A 25,314-nucleotide genomic window follows, 5' to 3' on the forward strand; every position below is an offset into this window, starting at 1 on the left:
TAGTGATGTTTGAGACAATGCGAAATGCGTCTGAAATCCAAAAAAACCGGCTTGAGGCAGCCGGCTAAGCCTTAATGTCAATCCTGTATGTTTCAAACCAGTAATGGATCTGGGCGAGGTAGGCAAGCAGCTGCGGGCCCGTCATCAGCTGTCCGAACCACGGTGTCCGGAATGCTTTCCCATCTGTCTCCATCAGCTCCATTAATTGATCGCGATGCAGAAATTCATACAAAATGGAATCTTTCTGTTCCAAAACTTCACCGAGCCACCGCTTCACTGCTGCCGTGTAAGCCGGATGGTGCGTTTTCGGATACGGGCTTTTTTTCCGGTATAAAATCTCTTCCGGCAAAATGCCTTCCAGTGCTTTCCGCAAAATGCCCTTTTCCCTGCCGCCGTACATCTTCATCTCCCACGGTATATTCCAGACGTACTCCACAATCCGGTGATCGGCAAACGGTACGCGCACCTCGAGGCTCGCCCCCATGCTCATCCGGTCTTTCCGATCAAGGAGTGTTGCCATAAACCAAAGCATATTGATGTAAAACAGCTGGCGACGCTTTTTTTCCAAATCGGTTTCGCCATCTAAAAGCGGCGTTTCCGCGACAGACGCTTCATATTTCGACATCACGTAATCTTTTAACTGCAATTTTTCCTGCCAGCCTTCTTTTAACAGGCCGATCCGTTCATCGAGGGACCGCATCCACGGGAAGCCTTCACGGTTCAAATCATCTTCGCGCCGGAACCACGGATACCCGCCGAAAATTTCATCCGCGCACTCACCCGAAAGGCTGACGGTAAAATCCTTTTTGATCTCGCGGCAAAACCAGAGCAGCGATGAGTCAACATCCGCCATTCCCGGCACATCCCGGGCGAGAACAGCCGCTTTTAAAGATTCGGCCAGTTCTTCCTGCGTGATCACGCAATGATGGTGGACTGTATCAAATGCTTCTGACATCTTGCGGATAAATACCCCGTCAGCATCCGGCTGAAAATCATTCGCTTTGAAGTATCGGTCGTTCCCTTCGTAATCAATGGAAAAAGTATGCAGCCGCCCTTTTCCTTCCCTTTGAAAATGGCCTGCAGCAATGGCGGTAATGGCGCTTGAATCGACGCCGCCGGATAAAAACGTGCAAACCGGGACATCCGAGACAAGCTGGCGGACAACCGCATCCTGAATGAGCGAACGGATCGTTTCCGCCGTTTCCTCTGCTGCCTCCGTATGCGGCGCGCTTTTCACGTTCCAGTACCGCCACACTTTTAATCCGTTACGATCCATCTTCAGCGCATGTGCCGGGCGCAGTTCCGCCATGCCGCGAAATATTCCCGTCCCCGGTGTTCTCGACGGCCCGAGCCCCCATATTTCGGCAAGCCCCGCCTCATCCACTTCCGCTTTTACATCCGGGTGAGCGAGCATCGCTTTTACTTCCGAGCCGAACAAAAGCCCGCTTCCGTGTGCTTTGTAAAAAAACGGTTTTACCCCGAGGCGGTCGCGTGCTGCAAATACCTGTTCCTTGTTCCCGTCCCAGACCGCAAACGCAAAAATGCCGTTTAGGCGGTCCACACATGCCTCTCCCCACTCGATATAAGCGGTTAAAAGCACTTCCGTATCCGAGTGGCCTTGATAAGTATAGCCTTTTTTCAAAAGCTCCGCGCGCAAATCTTCCGTATTGTACAATTCGCCGTTATAGCAAATTGTATACATCTTTCCGTCCTTTTGTCGCGTCATCGGCTGCACGCCGCATAAAGGGTCAACAACGACGAGCCGTTTATGGCCGAATGCCGCATGCGGCGAAAGCCAGTAATTCGTATCATCCGGTCCCCGTTTGGTCAACGTCTCTGTCATTTTTTTGACCGTTTCCAGTTCACTCCGCAAGTCTTTTTGAAAATCGACCCATCCGGTTATTCCGCACATTCCGGCTCACCCTTCCTGAATTTCTCTTCTTCCTGCAGCCCATAAAAGCCGCTTTGCCGTGCCATTTTTCTTACCGGCTGTATTAGTATATAGGCGCATGCCCGGAAATGTGCATGGCCCGTATGTGTAAAATTTTACGTGAAGGGGTAACGGGGTGGAAAAAAATGGGAGGCTGTGGTGTGAAACGAAGTGAAAATGTCTTTTATGGTAAAATAAAACTATATAAAATGGACAAAATATTGCCGTTCTATTGCCTGCCGCAAAAAAGTAGTTCTCATGCAAATGGATGCTCGGGCTTGATGTAAAAACTTAAGTTCATTTTATATAAGTTTTTTTACAGAAAGGGTTGAGCCGATGATTTCCGCTTTGATCATCATCCTGGCGCTCGTCTTGTTATTGCCTTTTTTTGTGCCATTTGTCGAGCGCAATTTGGAAATATTTTTGTTTATCATGGGATGGGCTGCGGCCATTGCCGGCGGTGTCCTAGACAAGCCTCTGTTGAGAAAGGCTTTGGAAGACCCGGTTAACATCACCATTGCCGTATTTGTAGCCGGCCTGTTGTTCCGCTGGCTGGAGCGGCCGCTTGAAAAAGTAATTTCCGCCATTAACCGGGGGATACCGTTTCCGCTTCTGGCTGCCTTGACGGTAATCATTCTCGGGTTGCTTTCGAGTGTCATCACGGCCATTATTGCCGCTTTAATTTTAGTCGTGATTGTCAGCGTGCTGCGGCTTGACCGGAAATCGGAAACACAGCTCGTCGTCTACTCCTGCTTTTCCATCGGGCTCGGCGCCGCACTGACGCCGATCGGCGAACCGCTCTCCACCCTTGCGATCAGCAAGCTGGGGGAGGACTTTTTCTATTTGCTTCGCCTGATCGGGCCGGAAGTCATTTCGGCAGTTGTGATTTTCGGCATTCTGGCTGCCATTGTGATCAAACCCGAACAGTCGGCGATCGGGCTGAAAACGGCGCATAAACGAGAGTCGTATGTGGAAATTGCGGGGCGGACAGTGAAAATTTACTTGTTTGTGATGGGGCTGACCCTGCTCGGCGCAGGGTTTGAACCGCTCATTAACCGCTTCCTGCTCGATTTGAGCCCGTTTATTTTGTACTGGATCAATATGATTTCAGCCGTGCTGGACAATGCGACACTGGCAGCAGCAGAAATCAGCCCGAAAATGGCGGACAAAACGGTACAGGCCATTTTGCTCGGACTGCTGATCAGCGGAGGCATGCTTGTACCCGGCAATATCCCGAATATTATCTCCGCCGGAAAACTCCGGATCACAAGCCGGGAATGGGCCCGGTTCGGCCTCCCAATCGGCCTCGCCGCCATGGCCGTTTATTTTGTCGTGATTTTGTTTGTATAAGAGGGTTGAAGACAGGTTTACAAAAGGATAGGGATGGCTCCCGCTTTGTTCTTTTTCTGTTATGGAAGACAAATTGTGCGGCGGGCTATCCCTTTTTTCTTTATCCCTGTTGTGAAAGACATTTCGGGAGGCGGGGATTCTCTTTTTGTCTTTCATCCCCGTTATGAAGGACATTTGGGGCGCCGGCGATTCTCCTTTTGTCCTTCATCCCCGTTATAAGGACATTTGGCTTGGCGGAGCTTTTCCGTGTGTCCTTCATTCCCGTAGTGAAAGATATTTTCCGCAGCGGGATTCTTCTCTGTGTCCTTCGCCCCTATTGTGAAAGACAGGTTGCATGGCGGTATCCTCATCGCCATTGTGAAGGACAATGCTGGTTCCCTCCACAAATTCTATACAAAATGAAAGCTCCAGTACAGAAGACATATTACTATAATAACTCCGAAAATAAGAGCGCCAATATAAGGAATCATTTTTAACTTTCCAGGCTCTTTTCTAATAAAAGAAACAATACTTGCTAAGAAGCTAATACCCCAAGCAAACCAACCCCAATGGTGAAAACGAGTATAATATTTTATATCTTGGCCTGTTAAAAATAGGGTAATAGCAATTATAAAAAGAATAAGCCCAAGGATAAACATAAAAAAGGAAACTTTAACCTGAATTATTCACAGAAATTCAGAAACTTATTATAACTTATGGATTACCAAGTCTTTTCGGCTTTATTGTAATTCATTAAAAAAATGAAAAAAGAATCCATTTCTGTTAAAGTTAAAGTAACCAAAACAAAAACCAAACAGAAAGGATTCTTTATATGGTTACTTTAACGCAAAAAACACTTGATTTCAATCACTCAACTTTCGCAGACTGAAACAGGTAGGTATACCTTGATATAATTCGGCAGACCCGCAATCCATTGTTGTAGTTGACTTTTGATCAGTTGTTGAATTTTCTTATTACTTTTATCCAGAGTATCTTCAAGAATCTCGACTAACTGCTGCAATGCAACAGCCCAATCAAGGTCATCTATTTCATCACATAATTCATAAAACATGCCACCTAATGTTCTGTCATCTACACTGCAACGGTTTTGCCATGACAAGACAATATACCTTGCAAACACAATGGTCGTGTGGCTGATAAGCGCGTCATATGAACGACTCTGGAATTCCTTTTGTAGTTTTAATAGGGACTTTGTTGTTTTGAAGAAAACCTCAATATCCCAACGCATCCCGTAAATACGGATGATTTCCTGGTCACTCAGTGTACAGTCTGTACTCAAAATCGCCAACCAGTCGCTTTTCTTGTTGCGGTTGCGAACAAAGACAACTTTAATTGGCACGCCATTGGCCTGCGTTGTATGGATGGAACGCAAGATTCCTTTCTTTCCACTAGTCGGTTTAGCTAGACGATACAATTCATCTAGGCTAACACGCTTACCATCGACAAAATAGCGTTGTTTTAATTTTTTGACCATACCAATTACGTCAAGACCTTGTTCTGTAATCTCCTTGATGAGAGGTTGTTGGGTGAACCACGAATCCATTAGAACATAGGAAGCATCGATACCAGAATTCATCGCCCGGGCAATCATGCCGGGAATCTGTTCTGGTGCCGTTTGTAATGCTTCTTTTCGGCACTTATAACCGGAGCTGCGTTTATCGATATTTTCGGATATGCCGTTGATCTGGCTCTTTTTCGAACTCAATAATGAGAAGTCAACGGGTAGGAATGTTGCGCCATCAGACCATCCTAATGTCAACATGCGGAATCCTTTGTAAAAACGCATTTTTTGAGATGCATGATCAAAGCAGCGAGCCAGAAGCTCAACGTGTTTGCTTCGGTTCCGGTCATAAGATGAATCATCTAAAATCAATACTTTCGGACGGTCATGACGTGTCAATTTCGAAACTTTTCCAATCACTGAGGCAACCAGTGAAAGGAGGAAACGACGCCAGTTGAACGTTGATTGGTTGAGAAACCGATAAACGGTATCTTTGGCTGGAATGTCTGTAGCTTTCTTACTTTCCAACATCCTGAACCAGTTTTTGTTTTCAAAGATCATACAAAAAATCAATTGAAAAATGTAGGCACAAGAAAAACCAAAGGACTTCGTAATACCGGCGATTCGCAAGTGTTTCAACACATTCAACTCTTTAAATGTTGATTTTATTTCATTTGGTAGTTGATTATTCAGGCTGTTTTTCGCTATCATAGTAGGAGACACCTCTTCTATTTGGTAGTGATTGTCGATAAATCAACTATACAAAAGTAGAGGTGTTTTTTCATATATTAATTTTACTGTCAAGTGCTGTATCTGAGACGTAATAGACATTAGCCAGCACTGAATTTATTATGATTTTCTAGGTGCGAAAGTTGAGTACTTAACTAAACTATTTAAAAAAGCACTTTGCTTCCATATTTTCAACTGCTGTTTGGATTAAATACCAGCAAGCTGCACCAGCGGCAAGCGCTACCGAAATACATGCTATATAACTGAAAAAAATACAAGCCCATTTAAATGCTGCCTTATTAATACCTGACGCGCTAAGGTGTACGGCATGCTGGTCATTATATACCTTTTCACTAACAAGATTCCCCTGTTGATCAACTTCTGGAACTCTTCAGGATTTTGGGAATTTGCCAAGCGTTTTGATTAATATTTGAAGGGGCTGTTTGCAGATAGCTTTTTTTAAAAGTTTTCCTCAAAGTAAAGAGTTATCTGTAGTGTGGATTTCTTGAAGTGCTCTCACTAAATTTTTAAAACGTTATCTAAACGTTTTAAAGTTATCTTTTTAAAGATACTGTTTTCTAATTTTATCTCGCAAAAAAACTGGCTGCAATCGGGAAATCATGCTGCCTGCCGCCGATTTTGCAAATATACGGGATATCCCTAATACTCTTACCGTCAATATTCGACATCGTTCGCAGAAAAACGAGCAGAATAACAAGCGTTAGCCGGGCTGTCAGGCAAACCCGGCTTAAGGCTACTTCATTCTTTTTGGCCGTCTATCCGGTAGTTTTTTGATAAACTGGTTCGCCACTTCCGAAGCCACCAGCCCGATCGCAATTGCAATAGATAGAAGCAGCACTTTAGCGGCAAGCGATACGGCGCCGTTATAATCGTTTTGGACAAAGTGCCGCATGGCGTCATACGCAAGGCCGCCTGGCACAAGCGGAATAATCCCGCCGACCGTAAAAATCAAGATCGGCGTCTTATAAAAACGGGCAAACACCTGGCTGATCACCCCGACGAAAAAAGCTGCAATAAACGTGCCATACACGACGTTCTGCTCATACATGTAAAATAGAAAATAAATACCCCACCCGATCATGCCGGTAATCCCGCACTGGATCAACAATTTTCTCGGTGCATTGAAAAGAATGCCAAATCCCGCCGAAGCAAAAAAGCTGGTTAATAGCTGTTGGAACAACTTCCGTCACCCTTTTAAAAAACTGTAATCTTTGATGTGTAAAAAACGCAGGGGCCTTAAAAAGCAGGCGGCCTTTTAAAAAATCGTGAGTATAATCGCGATCCCGGAACCGATGGCAAATGAGGTTAAAAAAGCTTCTGCGCCTTTTGTGACACCGGAAAAAAGATGTCCCGCCATCAGATCGCGCAGTGCGTTGGTAATCGCCAGCCCCGGAACAAGCGGCATGACAGAACCGATAATGATTTTATCCAGTTCCCGGCCGATGCCTGCATGGACAAGGATGTAAGCTGTAATCCCGATCACAAGCGAAGCGACAAATTCAGCAAAGAAACGCACCTTTACGAACCGGTGAATGTAATGCGTGCTGAGGAAGCCAAGGCCGCCTGCAATACATGCGGGCAGAAAGTCAATCCAGCCGCCTAAAAAAATGATGACAAAACAGCCACTTGAAATCGCCGCAGCCACAAATTGTAGCCAGAGAGGGTAAGCTTCCTCTTCCGTTTCAATTTTTTTCAACTGTCCATACGCTTCCTTAAGGGTAATGCCCCGGTTGCTGATTTGCCGCGAGATGCTGTTGACCTGGTCGACTTTTCTCAAATCCGTTGAACGTTCGGAGATGCGGATCAGCTTTGTCAGCTCCGCCCCGTCCAGTGAAAAAATAATGGCAGTCGGGGTGACAAAGCTGTGTGACCCACTGATCCCGGCAGCCGCAGCAATTCTCGACATCGTATCTTCCACACGGTACGTTTCCGCGCCGCTCATCAGCATGATTTTTCCGGCTAATAAGCAAACCCTCATGACCTGCTGGGCTTCATTCTGATACATGCTCATTTCTCCCTATCGATTCACCTGCAATTATTTAACCACAGTTTGCCGGTCAATAAAATAGCCGGGCCATTTTTCAGGGCCGGCTTCTTAAATCATTTCCTTTAACGCAGCGAATTTCGAGGTCACCCGCTTATGCTGAACAAACGAATTTTCAAACGGTCTATATTTATGTTAAGGAAGAACTTCGGTTTCATTCGCTTTCTTAACGTAGACGGCCTCTAGGTTAAGGAAGAACCTCATTTCCCACCGCTTCCTCAACGTAGACGCGCTCTAGGTCAAGAAAGTGACCCCATTTCCTCCGCTTTCTTAATGTAAAGTCCATACAGCTTAAACTTGCGGCATGGACGTTTCATTGCGCTGAAAATAAATGGGCGTGATGCCCTTGTATTTGATATAAGAATTCCATTTCCGATGAAAAGCTGGCTAAATGCGCCATCTTTACGATCATCATTATTTTATTTCGACCGTCCAATTGAGCGGGTCTTCCGTTTTTCCGAGCTGGATGCCGGTTAAAGCATCATAAAGCCGGTTTGCAATCGAATCCGGCGCTTCAGCATGTGGAAGCTGCATCGCAACATCCTTCCAGCCGAGTTCGCCAACAGGAGAAATTACAGCTGCCGTTCCTGTGCCGAACACTTCTTCCAGCTGTCCATTTTTATAAGCATTATAAATTTCGTCTATGGAAATTTTCGTTTCCTTTACAGGGACGTTCCAGTATTTCAGCAACTCGATAACGGAGTCTCTTGTGACACCACCGAGAATACTGCCGTTCAGTTTCGGGGTGACGACTTCTCCGTTGATTTTAAAGAAGATGTTCATGCTGCCGACTTCTTCAATATATTTTCTTTCAACACCGTCCAGCCAAAGCACCTGGTCGTAGCCCAACTCCTCTGCTTTTTCCTGTGCTTTCAAGCTTGCTGCATAATTGCCGCCTGTTTTTGTAAATCCGACGCCCCCTGGGACAGCTCGGACATATTCATCTTCCACATAAATGCGGACAGGTTTCAGCTGGTCGCCGTAATACGAACCAACAGGAGAAAGGATGATCATAAATTTATATTCATGTGCCGGATGTACGCCAAGGCTAGGCTCTGTCGCAATAATGAACGGGCGAATGTAAAGCGATGTCCCTTCCCCGTCCGGAATCCAGTCTTTTTCAAGTTCAACAAGCTGCTTAATGGCATCAAGCACAATGGTCTCGTCTATTTGCGGGATGCTTAATCTCGCGCAAGACACATTCATCCGGGCAACATTTTTTTCAGGCCTGAACAACAGAACCCTGCCGTCCTTTGCGCGATAGGCTTTTAATCCTTCGAATACAGACTGGCTGTAATGGAATACCATTGCCGCCGGTTCCAATACAAGCGGTGCATACGGTGTTATTCTTGGTTGGTGCCAGCCTTCTTCCTCATTATAGTCCATGACAAACATATAGTCCGTAAAATGTTTGCCAAACCCCAATGATTCAACAGCCGGTTTTTCTTTTTTCACATCTGCTTTAACGAATTCGATAACCTGATTCAAACCGATAGCATCCCTTTCCAATACGTGAAATTATTATTTTCGATCTATTATAACAACTTTATGAAGAAAAGACCAGAGGCTTTATAAAATTTTTAAAATTTTTTGAGTGAAGCACTTTCCGAATCAATAGCAGATGCAACCTTAGCCCCCTTGTAAAATAGACTGCAGCAAAGGGCTGTATACATTAAAAGCGGAGAGACCACGGAAAATCGTGTCTCGCCGCTTTTTTCTAATATTCTTCCTTGCGCTGAGCAAATTTGCCAGATTATACAAGAATGCATGTAGAAAAAGGGCTCCATTACTAGCTGGTGCATGCAAAGTTTTCCCTTTAAAATGGCATCAAGCTTTCCTTGCCGATACCTCCAAATCCGGCATGGCAGGCGTTCTCAGCAGGTCGTACCAGTTCTTTAAAGCGGAGATCATAATGACGATCCCGAGAATGAGCATAATGATCGACAAAATGCCGTTCAGTACATTGTATCCCGCTGCGGCATGGTTCAAGTAAACATTTTTTACCATCCAATAACCGGCATAGTTCACCGTAACATACAAATACGCAAGCGGAATCAGGCAAGTGAACATATACCGCTTTTTATCGGCAATTTTCAAAATGACAGTTGCCCCGACAATCAGCCCAATCGAGGCCATCAGCTGGTTCGATACGCCAAACAACGCCCAGACGGAACCGATATCGCCGGAGTAGAGCAAATAGCCCCACATAAAGCAAGCCGCAGCACTTGTGAGAATCGATCCTGGCAGCCAGTCGGTCTTTTTGAGTGGTTTATACAATTCTCCTAAAAAGTCCTGCAGCAGGTAGCGTGCCACCCGTGTCCCCGAATCGATCGCCGTCAAAATAAACACGGCCTCAAACAAGATAACAAATTGATAGAAATAGGGTGCAAGATTGCTAAACCAGTGGATTTTTGTAAAAATATACGTCATGCCGACTGCAAGCGTTACTGCTCCCCCAGTTCTGCCGGCCAGGTCCATTCCGATTTCACTGCTTAAATGCGGAAGGTTGACAACATGCATGCCGAGCGTCTTAAAGACTTCCGGCGTGGAGTTGATGGCAAAATAGTCGGCAGGCTGCAGGGCGGTCGCAGCGACAAGTGCCATCACGCCGACAAGCGATTCGACAAGCATGGCACCAAATGCAACCGGCTTGATATCCGTCCATTTATCGAGCATTTTCGGCGTTGTGCCGGAGCCGATAAAGGCATGGAAGCCGGAAATCGCACCGCAGGCAATCGTGATCGAAATAAACGGCCAAACCGGTCCTGTCATTGTCGGGCCGCCGCCGTGGATAAATTGCGATAACGCCGGCATATGAATCGGCGGATTAATGATAAATACACCAATAATGAGGGCAATAAACACGCCGATTTTCATAAAGCTGCTCAAATAATCACGCGGTGCCAACAGCAGCCATACCGGAAGCGCCGCGGCAAAAAATGCATAAGCTGGAAGAATAATGGCCAATGTTTTCGGATCAAACGTAAGCCATTCGCCAATCACAGTATGCCGGATCCACGGCCCGGCAAAAACGCCCGCTACGATTAGGAGGAAACCGATCGTTGTCGTCAACTTCAAATTGCCGGTTTTTTTGTAAAACAAGCCAACGCCCATTGCAACCGGAATGGTGATCCCCACGGAAAAGGTGCCCCATGGGTTATTTTGCAGGGCATTTACGACAACCATGGAAAGACCGGCCATTGTAATTACAATAATAAACAGCATGGAAAGGCCTGTACAGAACCCGGCAACCGGTCCCATTTCCTCTTTTGCCACTTCGGAAAGCGATTTCCCTTTCCGGCGCATGGAGGCAAAGAGCACGACAGCATCGTGGACGGCACCGCCGATAACAGCGCCGATCAAAAGCCATAAGAGGCCCGGCAAATAGCCGAACTGCGCTGCCAAAATCGGTCCGACAAGCGGGCCTGCAGCCGCAATCGCCGCAAAATGGTGGCCGAACGTCACCCATTTATTGGTCGGCACATAATCTTTCCCGTCGTTAAACTCATGTGCCGGCGTCGGCGTATCATTATTCAGCTTTAAAACCTTTACGGCCATAAACGTGCCATATAAACGATAAGCAATCATTAAGATACAGATGGAGCCGATTACAATTGTAATCGCATTCATTTGGTGAAAGCCTCCTTTTTGTCATTCTCATCGCTTATATTTTATAAGTTTTGCACGCTGTAAACCTGAATTATTCATACCTGCGGGCGATGTTGTAAATTGAAGCAGAAAACCTTCATTTGTTTCTTCGTTGCCAAAGATTTAAAGCTGTTTTTTTCAATTTGATAAAGTCTGGCCTTTCAGTTCCAATAAATTACCGTTTTTGGGCAGACTAATCCCTTGGTCTGCCAATTAAATTTTTTTGAAGTTAATAACAGTATTGCTGGCTTATTCAAGTTGTAGGTATTGAATTTTCCGAAGTACCGCCCAAAAGAATTCCTGGTACACAAAACTAGAGGACAATTTAAAGTAAAAGGATCGTCCTGATTTTACTAATTTACTGGCCACTTTTATGATTCTTGTCCGAATCGTTTCAATTTGCATCGTCTGTTGCCCCTCTGGAAAGCAAAGGGTTCGCAGCCAATTCGTTAGATTATAAGCTAACAGGCTCAACATCATCTTCGCTTCATTCATTTGGAAAGCATGGCTGCTCATTTTATCGAGGCCGAAGCCATTCTTGGCTTCTTTGATATAGTTTTCCATTGTTCCACGTTTTTTGTACGCTTTAACAATATCCTGCGGGGAGAATGCAGCAATGTTCGTTACAAAAAATGAATGCGTGAAAAATAATTCTCCAGCAGGACGGACAGACTGAATGATCACTTTTCTCGGCTTGGACCATGACTTTGCTTGATACTCGCTTTCCTCGTAATAACATTCTAATTTCGTTGTATCAGTCGGTGTAGAGGCAGGATGCAGCTCATCGGCGAGACGTTGCAAATTGGCATTTGACTTTAAACGAATCACGTAATAGACCGATTGTTCTTCACATAGTTCATACAAAGCTGGGACAGCAAAACCACTGTCTCCCCGTAAGAATGGGAGGGTTTCGGGAAATTTCTCGTTATAATGTTCAATAAGAGGTTTCACAAAGTCCACAACCCCATTCGAAGTATACACATTTCCCGGTCTCAGCCGGGCTTTAAGGAAATCACCCATCATACCGTCGAAAGCAACTAATGGATGGAAACCGACTGTACCATAATGTGAATTGTAAGCTGCGGATTCTTGCTTTCCGTACGTGTCAGCGTGTGTTGAATCCAAGTCTATGATAAGAGCCTTTGACTCTCTGAATTGATGTACTTTGTCTAAAAGTTCCTGATTGGCTTGATTTAATTGAGCGATCGATTCAGCATCAAATCGTGAAAAAAAGCGAGATAAACTAGGCTGGGAAGCTAATGCATCTTTCCCCACGACTTTTGTAAAAACCGGGTCATTTGTCAATTGATCGGCTGCGTCATCTTCGAAATACCCGGCTATGATTTGATAAATCTTTTGGCGGAGTAAATCTTCATTCGAATGGATAAAGTAATGTCGTTCGTCTTTTAAATGAAGAAATCGAGCGATTGTTTTTGAAAAACCTATTTTCTCATCGAACTCTCTAAAGATGAGTTCCCCTGTATCAGAGGAAAGAGAACCTCCATCATTTGACAATTTAATTTGACGATTGAAATCTAGCGTTATTTGCGGTAAAGTAGCCATTATAAGAATCCTTTCTGATGGTTATTTCGTAGTTGCTTTAACCTTATCAGAAATGGATTCTTTTTGCATTTATTTGATGCATGAACAACTTAGGTTAATTCCATGGTAGATTAACGTTTGTAGATTATTTTGGTATTTCTATGAATAATTCAGGGTAAAAGCTGTTTTCCGGCAAAATGCAAATATCCTAGGATAAGAGGGCGAATCCAGAGGATGAAATGCATTTTAAATTCGAATAAACTGTTTTAACACATGCTTGTAAGTTCGGCTGACCGGAATTTTCGCCCCGTCCCGCATGATTAGATTATAAGTGGAATGGAACCATGGCCGGATCTCGACAATGCCATCGAGATTGACGAGATAAGCGCGGTGGACGCGGGCAATCGACGTAGATGGCAGTTTCTTTTCTACATTTACCAGTGATTCTGTTATGGTATATTTTTTATCATCTGTCGCAATGACTGTCCGCCCGTCAACCGACTCCGCGTACAACAGTTTTTCAACCGGGATGATGACAATGCGCTCATCTGTTGTGACCGCCAGTTTGCCGGGATTTTTCGGAACAGCAGGACGGTCCCCTTCCAACATTTTTTTCACCTTTGCGACTGTCTGTGCTACCCTTTTTTCTTCAAACGGTTTTAAAATGTAGTCTGCAGCATTCAGTTCAAACGCTTTTACGGCATATTCATCATAAGCGGTCGCAAATACAACGGCCGGATGCTGCGGATAGCGGCTGATTTCCTTCACGAGATCTATGCCATGCTCGTTTGTCAGCATCATATCGGCAAACACAATATCCGCCTCGGTTTCTTTCAGCTTCGCAAGCGCTTCCTTTACGGATCCGGCTTCGCCCGCCAATTCCACCTGCCCCGTTTTTTTCAGCAAGTAAATCAATTCATCTCGGGCCGGGGCTTCATCATCCACTACAAATGCCTTCAGCATATTCTCCCCCCCATATTTCCTCTAATGGCATCGAAATGGCCACTTTGGTTCCGCCGGTTTTTCTGTTTTCAATCCGGAATACAGCACTATGCCCGTAGATTTCCTCAATTCTTTTCCGGATGTTCCACAAGGCTGTCCCAGTCCCCTCGGCCGAGTCGACAGCCACATTGCCAAGCGACTGCACCTGTTCTTTAGAAATGCCTTTTCCGTTGTCCTCCGTTTCCATGATGAATTTTCCGTTTTTCACACGTGCGCGGACAACAATAAACGGATTTTTCGTAAATTGTTGTGTGAAAGCATGGTGGACGGCGTTTTCCACCAAGGGCTGCAGTGTAAATGGCGGCACCATCGCTGTGTGTAAAAGCGGATCAATATCAAAATGAACATGATACCACCCCGGAAACCGTGCCTGTTCAATGGCCAAATAAGCTTTCACATGTTCCAGTTCTTTTTCAAGGGGGATCAGCATTTTTCCCGCCCCCTGCAGGTTGCTGCGGAAAAAGGCCGCGAGCTGCACGAGCAGTTCCCTTGCTTTATCCGCATCTGTCCGGACAAGGCATGTAATCGTGTTAATCGCATTAAAGAAAAAATGTGGGTGAACCTGGGCCTGGAGCGCTTTAATCTCGGCATCTTTCAAAAGTTTTCTTTGCAGTTCCGCCTCCGCCAGTTCAAGCTGGTTGGAAAACAACTTGCTCAAACCTTCCGCCAGTTCCTGTTCGACCGCGCTTAATTGTGATGCTGATGTAAAGTAAAGCTTTAACGTGCCCGCAACTTGTTCGCGGACAAACAGCGGCAGCACGATCGCCGCCTGGAGCGGGCAGCCTTCATGGTTGCACTGGATTTCCTTAGCCGTTCTGGCGACCATGATTTTCCCGTGCAAAAGCACCCTTTCCGTCAGCTTTGTCGACATGCTCTCAAGCGGAATATGATGGTCCGATGCTACCCCTGCATGCGCCAGCACTTTTTCCCGGTCCGTAATAGCGACGGCATCAGCTGCTGTATGCTTCAAAATTATTTCTGCCGCTTCTTTGCATGATTGCATGTTCAGCCCTTTCCGGAAATGGGCTAGCGTTTCCTGTGCAATCTGCAGCGCTTTATGGGTCTGCACCGCCCTTGTCCGTTCTTCTTCCAGTAAAATCGTCTGGATAATCAAGATAAAAATAAACGTACCAAAGCCGTTAATCGAAATCATCGGTACCGCGATGAGGCGGACGAGCGCCACTGCTTCTTCAAAAGGTTTTGCTACTGCCAGGATGATGCCCATCTGTAGCATTTCCATTAAAACCCCAGCAGCGACCGCTTCAAGCGCAGCATACTTCCCGCGCACGTTAAAGCGTCTGCCAATAAAGCCCATGATAATGCCGGCAATCATCGTCGACAGGCTGCAGGCAATATCCGTATAGCCGCCGAGAGAGAGGCGGTGGATGCTGGCAAGCAGGCCTGCGCCGATGCCGACAACCGGCCCGCCCAAAAGGCCTGCAATCCCGACGCCCATGATTCGGGTATTGGCAATCGCACTTTCAACCGATAAATGCCCCTGCCCGAAAGCATGCGAGACTTTCCCATGCTCAATAACGATGCCGGTATAGTTACTAATGATACCAAAAATTCCAAAAACAATAATCAGCACCACTTTTTCTTTCCGTCCGTATTCCTGATGGATAATTTGCCGGAATGTCTTCAGCCGCGAGAGTAAAAAAGCAGCAATGACAAGAATCCCGGCCCGCTCAAGCATTACCGGCAAAAGTGTTGCCATAAAGGATCCCCCTTTGTTTTCCACCCGTCCGTATTGAAAACCCTTTCTTTTATTATAAAAGACTTCACCGGTTTTAGGAAAGCAAAAAAGCAGTGTTTCAAAAAGCCCAGCCAATAGAAAAACGGCGGGATACCGTTCGAACTGTATCCCGCCGTTTTTTTCTGCTATGGGGCGGATAAACCGCCTGTCTGAAAGCCCGCTGTTTTTAGGGGGCTGCTGTGAAACTTTTTGCCGTCATTGTGTTTGCTTATAATCTTTTAAATACGATACCGGTTTATTGACCGGGACGGCTGCACCTTTATAATGCTTTTTGATAAAGTCAGAGACTTCTTTTGAATGATAAATGTTTACGATTTCTTTCAACGTTTTGTCATTCTTGTCTTTTGTCCGGGCTGCAATAATATTGATATACGCTTTGTTGCCCGCATCTTCACGGAAGATGGAGTCATTCGTCGGGTTTAAGCCGGCATTAATGGCCATATCGCAATTGATCACAGCGAGTGCCGAATCATCCAGGCCGCGCGGTGTTTGGGCGGCATCCACGGCAGTAATTTTCAAATGTTTCGGGTTTGAAGCGACATTTTCAAGCCCGCCTTTGCCTGTGAAACCTTTTTTCGTCGTAATCAATCCGGCTTTTTGCAGCAAAAGCAAAGCCCTGCCGAGGTTTGTCGGATCTTTCGGAATCACAACTTGGTCGCCGTCTTTCACTTCACTGACCTTTTTATATTTTTTCGAGTAGATCCCCATCGGCCAAATATTGGTTGTGCCGATCGCCGATAGCTTCAGATTGCGTTGTTTGATAAAATCATCGAAATAAACAACCGTCTGGAATGCGTTAATATCAATTTCCCCGTCGTTTAGTGCGAGGTTCGGCTGTACATAGTCGTCAAAGCGGACAATCTTAATATTGATATTTTTCTTTTTCGCGAGTTTCTGGATTAAATTCCATGTCGGAACTTCAGAAGTGGTTGTCCCGACTTTGATTGTCTTTGTGCTTGTACTGCTCGAATTGTTTTTGGCCCCGCATCCTGCCAAAACCAGGATCAGTCCCAATAATAGAATCGCAAATTTTTTCATCGCTGCTAAGTCCCCCTGAATTGAATTTTTTTAAAAAAGGTGTAACCCTTTTTTCCAATATTATTTTCTCCGGATTTTTTTGGAGAGAAAGTTGCCCAATGTCTGGACAAGCTGGGTGAAAATGATCAGCGTGATCACGGTAACGATCATGACGCCTGTCTGAAACTGGTTGTACCCGTACGTAATCGCCAAATCCCCGATCCCGCCGGCACCGACCGCACCTGCCATCGCGGAAGCCCCAATCAGCCCGATGGTGGCAATCGTCAAATTGAGTACCATGGATGCCTTTGCTTCCGGAAGCAAAAACCGCCAAATAATCTGCCAGTTCGTCGCACCCATTGACTGCGCAAGTTCGATTGTACCTTTGTCAACTTCAAGCAGTGAACTTTCAATGAGCCTCCCGATGTAAAAAGCAGTGTACAACACGAGCGGCACAATCGCTGCCGTTGTTCCGATCGCTGTCCCGACAACCCAGCGTGTAAACGGAATGATCGCGACAACGAGAATAATAAACGGGATCGACCGGAAAATATTGATAATCACATTTAAAATATTAAAAATCCATTTGTTTTCCCAAATGCCGTTTTCCCGGGTAATAACGAGAATGACGCCGACCGGAATGCCGATGATGATGGAAATGAGTAATGATACAGCCACCATGTACAGCGTCTGGCCCATTGCCGTGAAAAATTGCGGCCAAAACCATGACCAATCAAATGCCATTTTTCTCCACCTCCCGAATGATCGCTTCGTGGTCGTTGATGTACTGAATGGCCCGCTTCATTTCTTCCGGGTCGCCTTTCAATTCGACAAGCAGGTTGCCGAAAGGGATGCCCTGCAGTTCGGTGATCATGCCATGAAGCACATTCAGGTCGATTGAAAAATGTTTTGCCGTATTGGATAAGAGCGGCATATTGGTGGAAGCGCCTTTAAACAGAATCCGGTAAATACCATGCGGATTGTCTTTGCTGCTTTCATCGATCAGTTTTTGCACCGATGGCGGAATCGAATCATTCAGCACAGTTTTCACAAAGCTTCTCGCAATTTGCGTTTTCGGTTCTGTGAAAAGGTCGATTACAGGGCCCTGCTCCACAATTTTTCCGCCGTCCAGCACCGCCACTTTATCACAAATATCACGAATGACATTCATTTCGTGGGTAATCATCAGGATCGTAATGCCCAGCTCGTCCCGGACTTTCCGCAAAAGGTCCAACACGGCTTCGGTCGTATTCGGGTCAAGGGCAGACGTTGCCTCGTCACAAAGCAAGATGTCCGGATCTGTCGCAAGGGCTCTTGCAATACCGACCCTTTGTTTCTGGCCGCCTGACAACTGGTCAGGGTAGTGATGCATTCTCTCTTCCAGCCCGACAAAAGACAATAATTCTGCCACTTTTGCCTTTATTTCCTCCTTCGGGCGATGTTCCAGCACAAGCGGCATGGCCACATTTTGAAAAATCGTCTTTGACTGAAGCAGATTGAACTGCTGGAAAATCATGCCGATTTTTTTTCGCTCTTGACGTAGCTTGGCAGGCGGCAGGCGCACAAGGTCGACCCCGTTAACGAGCACTTTCCCGGAAGTCGGCCGCTCGAGCAGATTGACGCACCGAATCAGTGTGCTTTTCCCGGCACCACTGTAACCAACCACCCCGAAGATTTCCCCTTTTTCAACACGCAGGTTGATGCCTTTTAACGCTTCAACCTTTTTGTCCTTCCCTTTTCCGTATACCTTATGAATATCTTCTAATACCAGCATGTTGAAAACTCCTTCTGTTCCTTTTGGCAAAAAAAAACCTTCTTTCATTCGAAAGAGGTTTGCCGGTCAAGTGACTTATCTCTCAGAATGAACCATTCTGCAGGAATTAGCACCTTTCAAAAAAGATTTGAAGGTTGCTGGACGTCATCGGGCCTGTCCCTCAGTCTCTCTGGATAAGTTATTCATTTGTTATATTTAAATATTAGTGGACGGCTCGGGATTTGTCAATTCATTATTTTACATTTTTTTGTTTTTCAATCGTCAGACAACTTGAAACAATGCCCGGTTTCCGCGCCACTCCACGTGAATTTCATGCTCAAAAAAGCGGGAAAGCACTTGTTTCTCAATCATCTCGGAAGTCCGGCCCTGCCGGAAAACTTCCCCGTTCCTGATCAGCAATGTTTTTTGGAAAGCGGGAGAAATTTCTTCCGGATGGTGCGTGACATATACAAGCGTCGGTCCGTTCTTATCTTTCGCCAGCTCCTCCACACTTTCTAGCAAAATTTCCCGGGCAAACAAATCCAGCCCGTTGCAAGGCTCGTCCAAAATTAAGATGCGCGGTTCCGCCATTAACGCGCGCGCAATTAAAAGCTTCTGCCGCTCTCCTTGCGAACAATGTTCATAAGCACGGCTAAAAAGGGAAGCACAATGTAATTGTTCCATCAAGTGCAGGGCTTTTTCTTCGTCTTGTGCATCCACCGCTTCATACAGCCCGATGGATGCATATTTGCCGCTGATAACCACATCGCTTGCAAGCTGGGTGCGCGGTATTCTCTCCTGGATGGAGGAGCTGACCCAGCCGATTGATTTCCGCAGTTCCGGCAGGCTTGTTTTTCCGAACGTTTTTCCGAGCACCTTGATGCTCCCCTTTGTTGGCCAAATATACCCATTGATCATATTAAGCAAAGTGGTTTTGCCGGAACCGTTTAAGCCGAGGATAGCCCAGTGCTCCCCTTTTTTGACCGTCCAGTGAATGTCCGAGAGCAGTTTTTTGCCGTCGCGCACAAGGCTCACATCGGCAACTTCGATTACATTTTCCATCTGTGCCATCCCCTTACATTTCGTACAAGTTTTAAACACAGGGGTTCACCCTGCGCTCTTTATTTATTCATGCTGGCGAGAAAATCGCCGAGCAGGTCTTCCGCATCTTCTTCTTTTTCCGGCGCTCCCGTTTCGGGCGGTGCCGGTTCGACGGCGGCAGTTCTCCAGTCGAATGCATCAAGATCATCCGATCCAGGCGGCTCACCACCGGATCGAACCGGTTTCGCGTCCGCTTCTTCGCTGGTTTGCGGCAATTCGTCTTCCTGTAAAAAAAGCGTCTCATCCATAGATACAGGTTGTTTCGACAGGGCCGCAAAGAGCGAAGTCGCCCGGAGTGGATCCTGAATCAGTTCGTAAACAATGCTGCCGAGCATCGCTTCCGAATGTTCATGCTTCAGCCAGTCATGTTGCACTTTTGTCAGTTTGCGCGGCAGCGGGATTGTAATGGTTTCTTTGTCCTTTACGAGCGACTGGTTGATGCCCTGTAAGACATATCCGGCTATTTTGGCGGAGAAGTTCCGTTTCTCTTTTTCTTTTAACTTTGACAGTTCTTTTAAAATATGATCGGGCGTATCCTGGGGGATCCGGAACGCAATCGTCTGGCCCCGCTTCATCCCGCTTTGTTTTTCCATATTTTTTCACCTTATTTGGATTCGACCGGTTTCTTTCCTTTGTCTTCCGGTTTATTGTTTTTCCTCACATAATCCGAAATTAATTTGTAGTAAGCATTGGCCATCATCCAGATGCTCTCTTTTTCATCTTCAAAGAAATCAATATTGTAGCCTTCAAGGCTGTTGTTCAGCGTTTTTAAGTAATCTTTCAGGACAACAGAACCGCCGCCGACAAAATAGCAAATCTCTGTTTGTGAGTTTTTCTGCCACACGTTCCGGAGCAGGCGGTATTGTTTCTTTGCAAGGTCAAACAAGATACGGTCTGTAATGTCGTGCACGCTTGTCCGGCTGCCTTTTACCATAATATGGTTGCGGTCATGCTTTTTCGTGATAATATCGACCACATCACGGCGGCTGTCCAATTCGACCCCGTATTTGACGCGGATTTCTTCACGGATCTGTTCAAGCGCTTCTGATACGCCGAGATTAAATCCCTGCGCCCGGTCATCATCGACTGTCCTGTTTTTGATCACGGCGATATCCGTTGAGAGGCCGCCGATATCCTGGATTAAAATGCGTTTGTCAATCAATTCGCGGTTAATAATGTTTAAATCGTTATCCATGACAAGATTGATAAAAGCGGCAAAGCCTTCCGGATACACTTTGATTTCGTCAAATTTCAGATTGACTTTCAACCCCTGATATTTCGGTGTGACAAGAAATTCCACCTGGTGGACGGATCCAAGCAGCTGCGAGCGGTAGCCCGCATCTTTTCCCTCTTTTACTTCGCGGAGCGGCAGGCCTGTCCCAAGCGTGTAATTGGCATCAATGACATTCTGGTTGCGGGTAAAAACTTTGGCGTTTTCCTCCCTTACTGCGTCAAGCGCAAGGCTTGTAAAAAGCAGGACGAGGGTCTGATCCTCTTCCGACTTGCTGCTTCCCGGGTCAAGTTCGGTTGCATTATCGCTTTTGGTTGCGAGATCCCCGACACGGTAAATCACGTTATTTTCCTTTAAAGCAGGGGAGTGGACTTTTACATGGATGCCTTCAAGCGGATCTTTGCTGTCCAGTTCCTCAATGCCAATTACCGGCCGGTCTTCAATATCCCGTGCAATGACGTTCGGGATATTGAGTTCATACTCCATTTTTCCAAAAATGCCTTTTAAAGAATCGTTGCCTACATCGACTGCGGCAATCCGGGTCTTCCCCATTCACTTTTCCTCCCTGTATCGCTTTCTTTGGCTTACTCTAAGAATATCTGAGTCTATAAAAATAATCAATACTCTGAACTTTTTTAACGAAAATGTAAACTTGTTTGCGGCTTGTAAACTTTTGAAAAGTGTTGTTATAAAGCCATGCTTACAGGTTTGCAAACATGTTTGCGTTTTTGTTTACAAATGTTTGCGTTTGTGTAAACATGCAAACAGATTTGAAAACATGTAAACAAATACGCAAACACAGCCAATATCCCTCATCCATAAAAAATTCACGGGTTTTTTTTAAGATTCCAATTGACAGCACGACAATAAAGACTACAATGTTTCATAGTATTGAAGAATGAACATCCGCCAGACCCGGCAATATAACCGGTTTAAAAGGCTGGGGTATCAGATAAAGGGGGGAAAGTGTTGACAGCACAACAGCAATATTACAAAGAGCAGACCCTGTTTCAAATTTCTTGGCCGCTCTTTATTGAGCTTTCTTTGCATATGGGAATCGGAATCATCGCAACCCTTATGCTCGGCCACTACGCCGATGATGCAGCTGCCGGGGTGGGCGTGGCCAACCAGCTGTTGAATATGTTTATACTCATTTTTAATGTCACATCCGTCGGCGCGATTATCCTGATCGGGCAAAATCTTGGCGCAAGGAAAATGAAAGAGGCGCGCCAGGTCGCCCATTCCGCTTTCGGTCTCAATTTTTGGTTCGGCCTTGCCGTCGGGCTTTTTGTTTTTCTGTTCGGGCAACTGCTTCTCGGGTTTTTCGACATCCACGGCAAGGTTTATCAATACGCGCTGACATTTGTCAAAATTTGCGGGGCTTCCCTTTTTCTCGAGTCCATCTCCCTCGCTTTAAGCGCAGTACTGAGGAGCTACGGTTTCACAAAAGAATCGATGCTTGTCACCGTTTTAATGGATTTAATTAGCATCTTTGGGAACATTTTGGCCATTACGGGGATTTTCGGGCTCCCGGTTACCGGCGTCATCGGGGTATCGTGGGCCATTGTTATTGCACGCGTTTTTGCGGTATCGGCACTTCTTTTTCTTGTCTACCGCAGGCTTGCAATGAAAATGGGCATTCGCGATATCATCACCATAAAGAAAGAAGATATCCGTGCATTGCTTGAAATCGGCATTCCCTCAGCCGGCGAAAATTTTTCCTACCAGTTTTCCCAACTGGTGATTACCGGGTTTATTGCCTTACTCGGGGAAGCATCCCTGGCTGCACGCGTTTATTTAAATAATATTTCGATGATCTGTTATTTGCTCACCCTCGCCATTGCATCCGGCACCCAGCTGCTTATCGCCCGGTATGTCGGTGCAAAAACGTATGAACGTGCTCTGAAACGCGGGATGAAAACTTTAAAGATTGCCATGATGGCTTCTTTCTTTACTTCACTGGTGATTGCGCTCATCGGCTCACCTGTTTTGCACATATTTACGAAAAGCGAAGACATTCTCGCCGTCAGCATCCCGATTCTTTGGGCCATTGTTTTTACAGAACCAGGGAGAGCGATGAATATCGTGCTGATGAGTTCGCTGAAATCAGCAGGCGATGTCCGCTTCCCGGTCATGATTGGCATTTTTTCCATGTGGGTATTTGCAGCCAGCTTAAGCTATGTCCTTGGAGTGCATTTCGGCCTTGGGCTGCTCGGGATTTGGATTGCCCAAGGCGTTGATGAATGGTTCCGGGGCATCTTTGCCACCCGACGCTGGCTTTCAAAGCCGTGGGAAAGACTATCATTAGAGCCAGAGCCTGACCATTTTTAATGGCAGGCTTTTTTTTCGGTGGAAACGCCAGGGGTGCTCTGTTTTTTCACTTATAAGGGTACGGGCGGACGGAGGAGGGTACAATGAAAAAGGCCCCTCCCCAAAATCCAAAAAATTGTTAGCGGAAAAGGAAACCTGTATCATGGAAGTAGTTGAAACTACAGCCAAAAGGTGGAAAAGCCATGAATATCCTTGTTACGTTAAATAAAAATTACCTACCTCCTCTTAAAGTGTTAATAAACTCTCTTGTCCAAAACAATCCTGAAGAAGCGTTTTCGATCTACCTGCTTCATTCCACCATTTCTGAAGAAAAACTATCCGGGTTACATCACTATGTTGAAGAGAAAGGACACCATTTTTTCCCAGTCCGGATTCCGCCAGACCTATTTAAAGATGCGCCTGTTCTCAGGCATTACACTTCAGAAATGTACTACCGGCTTACTGCGCACTTGTTTTTGCCGGCGCATCTTGATAGAATTCTATACCTCGATCCTGACATTGTCTGTATCAACCCCGCCACTGCATTTTATTATACAGATTTTGATGGGCATTTTTTTATTGCATGCGAACATGAACACTCGGCAAAAAAGACCCGCCTGATCAATAAAATGCGCCTGCGGACACCGAATGCAAAAGGATATTTTAACACCGGCGTCCTCCTCATGAATTTGGAACTGATCCGGCAGCATGTTAAAGTGGAGGAGATCTTTCACTTCATTGAAGAAAATAAACTGAAACTGCTCCTACCCGATCAGGACGTATTCAACGCCTTGTTTTGGAACAAAATAAAACCTGCCGAAAGCTACCGATATAACTATGATGCCCGGTTTTTTGAACGTGCCGCACTGCTCAAAAAACAGAATATAGAGTGGATCAAACAGCATACCGTCTTTATCCATTATTGCGGAAAAGACAAACCGTGGCACCCGAATTATAAATACGCGCTCGGCACTTTTTACCAAAAATATTGCGAATAAATACAAGCTTTTGGGCTGGGTTTGGTAAAATATAGACATACTGAAAATGAGGAGTGAAGATAATGAAAGAAGCGTTAATGAAAAGATTTACTACATACGTGAAAGTGGACACCCAGTCTAACGAAGACAGTGAAACCTGTCCTTCTACTGACGGGCAATGGACACTCCTCCGCATGCTTCGCGATGAGCTGGAATCAATCGGCATGGAAGAAGTCCATCTGGATGAAAACGGCTATCTTTTTGCCACTTTGCCAAGCAATACCGATAAGGAAGTCCCGGTAATTGGATTTTTGGCACATGTCGACACGGCGACCGATTTTACAGGGAAAAACGTCAATCCGCAAATTGTCGAAAACTATGACGGGAAAGCCATCGTTTTGAACAAAGAACAAGGGGTTGTCCTGTCTCCGGATGAATACCCGAACTTAAAAAATTATATTGGCCAAACTTTGATTACAACAGATGGCACAACCCTGCTCGGCGCCGATGACAAAGCCGGCGTAACGGAGATTGTGACGGCCATGGACTATTTGCTTAAGCACCCTGAAATCAAACACGGCAAAATCAGGGTCGCTTTTACTCCGGATGAAGAGATCGGCAGAGGGCCGCATAAATTTGATGTGAAAGCGTTCGGTGCCGATTTTGCCTATACGATGGATGGCGGCCCGCTCGGTGAACTCGAGTACGAAACGTTTAACGCTGCTTCCGCTAAAATTACGGTTCGCGGCAATAATATCCACCCGGGGAGCGCAAAGGGGAAAATGGTCCATTCAGCAAAAATTGCGATGGAACTGCACAGCCTCCTGCCCGAGGATGAAGTACCGGAACGGACGGAAGGTTATGAAGGATTTTATCATCTCCTGTCCATCCACGGAGATGTCGAGCAAACAAAACTGTATTACATTATCCGCGACCATGACCGCGAAAAATTTGAGGCAAAAAAGGCAAACCTCCAGTCGATTGTCAACCGCTTAAAAGAAAAATACGGTGAAGAAAATATTACGCTAGAGTTGGCCGACCAATACTACAACATGAAAGAAAAAATTGAACCGGTGAAAGAAATTGTCGATATTGCGCATGATGCCATGAAAAGCCTCGGCATTGAACCGGTTATCTCTCCTGTCCGCGGCGGCACGGACGGGTCACAGCTGTCTTACATGGGGCTGCCGACACCAAACATTTTTGCCGGCGGAGAAAACATGCATGGCAAATACGAATACGTTTCTGTGGAAACAATGGAAAAAGCCGTCCAGGTCATTGTCGAAATTGCAAAACGGTTTGAAGCAAGAGCGTAAACAAAACAGCAGCAGATATTTCGACTGCTAGGGCTTTTAAAAAAGCCAAAAACGAATAAAACCGTTGGAATAGGTGAATTTCCAAC

At 45.8% G+C, this 25,314-nt stretch carries 19 protein-coding genes and 1 riboswitch; of the genes, 4 read left to right on the plus strand and 15 right to left on the minus strand.

The window, feature by feature from the left end; all coding sequences use genetic code 11:
• Positions 1 to 64 precede the first annotated feature (64 nt).
• Positions 65 to 1,912: an asparagine synthase (glutamine-hydrolyzing) gene (gene asnB, locus NSS95_RS16135; protein WP_026684578.1), complete on the minus strand. Its 1,848-nt coding sequence runs from the start codon at positions 1,910 to 1,912 to the stop codon at positions 65 to 67.
• Positions 1,913 to 2,266: 354 nt separating this feature from the next.
• On the opposite strand from asnB, the gene NSS95_RS16140 reads away from it, so the two are divergent.
• Positions 2,267 to 3,280: a DUF1646 family protein gene (locus NSS95_RS16140; protein ID WP_014096687.1), complete on the plus strand. Its 1,014-nt coding sequence runs from the start codon at positions 2,267 to 2,269 to the stop codon at positions 3,278 to 3,280.
• Between the two features lie 850 nt (positions 3,281 to 4,130).
• Here NSS95_RS16140 and NSS95_RS16145 read toward each other — a convergent pair.
• The 14 genes from NSS95_RS16145 to NSS95_RS16210 form a co-directional block, all read right to left on the minus strand.
• Positions 4,131 to 5,492, minus strand: a complete 1,362-nt coding sequence (locus NSS95_RS16145; protein WP_340714026.1) for an IS4 family transposase — start codon at positions 5,490 to 5,492, stop codon at positions 4,131 to 4,133.
• 772 nt (positions 5,493 to 6,264) lie between these two features.
• A complete protein-coding gene (locus tag NSS95_RS16150) occupies positions 6,265 to 6,711 on the minus strand; it encodes a threonine/serine exporter family protein (protein ID WP_014096684.1) in 447 nt (148 codons plus the stop codon).
• Between the two features lie 75 nt (positions 6,712 to 6,786).
• A complete protein-coding gene (locus NSS95_RS16155) occupies positions 6,787 to 7,536 on the minus strand; it encodes a threonine/serine exporter family protein (protein ID WP_014096683.1) in 750 nt (249 codons plus the stop codon).
• A 453-nt stretch (positions 7,537 to 7,989) separates the two neighbouring features.
• Entirely contained in the window at positions 7,990 to 9,063 is a 1,074-nt protein-coding gene (locus NSS95_RS16160; protein WP_014096682.1) for a branched-chain amino acid aminotransferase, read from the minus strand.
• 339 nt (positions 9,064 to 9,402) lie between these two features.
• The gene (gene cstA, locus NSS95_RS16165; protein WP_035183153.1) at positions 9,403 to 11,205 is read right to left on the minus strand and encodes a carbon starvation protein CstA; all 1,803 of its coding nucleotides are present in this window, start codon (positions 11,203 to 11,205) and stop codon (positions 9,403 to 9,405) included.
• Positions 11,206 to 11,472: 267 nt separating this feature from the next.
• Positions 11,473 to 12,786 carry an IS1380 family transposase gene (locus NSS95_RS16170; RefSeq protein ID WP_340713771.1) on the minus strand — a complete coding sequence of 438 codons (1,314 nt, stop codon included), beginning with the start codon at positions 12,784 to 12,786 and terminating at the stop codon, positions 11,473 to 11,475.
• A 225-nt stretch (positions 12,787 to 13,011) separates the two neighbouring features.
• Complete coding sequence (locus tag NSS95_RS16175) at positions 13,012 to 13,728, minus strand: LytR/AlgR family response regulator transcription factor (protein ID WP_035183151.1); 717 nt, start codon at positions 13,726 to 13,728, stop codon at positions 13,012 to 13,014.
• A complete protein-coding gene (locus NSS95_RS16180; RefSeq protein WP_328228969.1) occupies positions 13,703 to 15,484 on the minus strand; it encodes a sensor histidine kinase in 1,782 nt (593 codons plus the stop codon). The genes NSS95_RS16175 and NSS95_RS16180 overlap by 26 nt, the downstream gene beginning before the upstream one ends.
• Positions 15,485 to 15,718: 234 nt before the next feature.
• Positions 15,719 to 16,561 carry a MetQ/NlpA family ABC transporter substrate-binding protein gene (locus tag NSS95_RS16185; protein ID WP_328228968.1) on the minus strand — a complete coding sequence of 281 codons (843 nt, stop codon included), beginning with the start codon at positions 16,559 to 16,561 and terminating at the stop codon, positions 15,719 to 15,721.
• A gap of 60 nt (positions 16,562 to 16,621) precedes the next feature.
• Entirely contained in the window at positions 16,622 to 17,284 is a 663-nt protein-coding gene (locus tag NSS95_RS16190) for a methionine ABC transporter permease (RefSeq protein ID WP_071452180.1), read from the minus strand.
• Entirely contained in the window at positions 17,274 to 18,314 is a 1,041-nt protein-coding gene (locus NSS95_RS16195) for a methionine ABC transporter ATP-binding protein (protein WP_061565294.1), read from the minus strand. The genes NSS95_RS16190 and NSS95_RS16195 overlap by 11 nt, the downstream gene beginning before the upstream one ends.
• Positions 18,315 to 18,386: 72 nt before the next feature.
• Positions 18,387 to 18,494, minus strand: a riboswitch (SAM riboswitch).
• Between the two features lie 81 nt (positions 18,495 to 18,575).
• Positions 18,576 to 19,355, minus strand: a complete 780-nt coding sequence (locus NSS95_RS16200; RefSeq protein ID WP_061565295.1) for an ABC transporter ATP-binding protein — start codon at positions 19,353 to 19,355, stop codon at positions 18,576 to 18,578.
• A gap of 59 nt (positions 19,356 to 19,414) precedes the next feature.
• The gene (locus tag NSS95_RS16205; RefSeq protein ID WP_061565296.1) at positions 19,415 to 19,987 is read right to left on the minus strand and encodes a hypothetical protein; all 573 of its coding nucleotides are present in this window, start codon (positions 19,985 to 19,987) and stop codon (positions 19,415 to 19,417) included.
• Positions 19,988 to 19,998: 11 nt separating this feature from the next.
• Entirely contained in the window at positions 19,999 to 21,177 is a 1,179-nt protein-coding gene (locus tag NSS95_RS16210) for a ParM/StbA family protein (RefSeq protein ID WP_061565297.1), read from the minus strand.
• A 417-nt stretch (positions 21,178 to 21,594) separates the two neighbouring features.
• Here NSS95_RS16210 and NSS95_RS16215 point away from each other — a divergent pair, with 417 nt between their 5' ends.
• The 3 genes from NSS95_RS16215 to pepT all read left to right on the plus strand — a co-directional run bounded on the left by NSS95_RS16215 (position 21,595) and on the right by pepT (position 25,228).
• A complete protein-coding gene (locus NSS95_RS16215) occupies positions 21,595 to 22,956 on the plus strand; it encodes an MATE family efflux transporter (protein ID WP_061565298.1) in 1,362 nt (453 codons plus the stop codon).
• 182 nt (positions 22,957 to 23,138) lie between these two features.
• On the plus strand, positions 23,139 to 23,933 hold the full coding sequence (locus NSS95_RS16220; RefSeq protein ID WP_061565299.1) for a glycosyltransferase family 8 protein: 795 nt from the start codon (positions 23,139 to 23,141) through the stop codon (positions 23,931 to 23,933).
• 62 nt (positions 23,934 to 23,995) lie between these two features.
• On the plus strand, positions 23,996 to 25,228 hold the full coding sequence (gene pepT / locus NSS95_RS16225) for a peptidase T (protein ID WP_061577768.1): 1,233 nt from the start codon (positions 23,996 to 23,998) through the stop codon (positions 25,226 to 25,228).
• The last annotated feature ends 86 nt before the right edge of the window (positions 25,229 to 25,314 follow it).

The organism is Weizmannia sp. FSL K6-3076, assembly GCF_038007245.1.
Classification (GTDB): Bacteria; Bacillota; Bacilli; order Bacillales; family Bacillaceae_C; genus Weizmannia; species Weizmannia faecalis.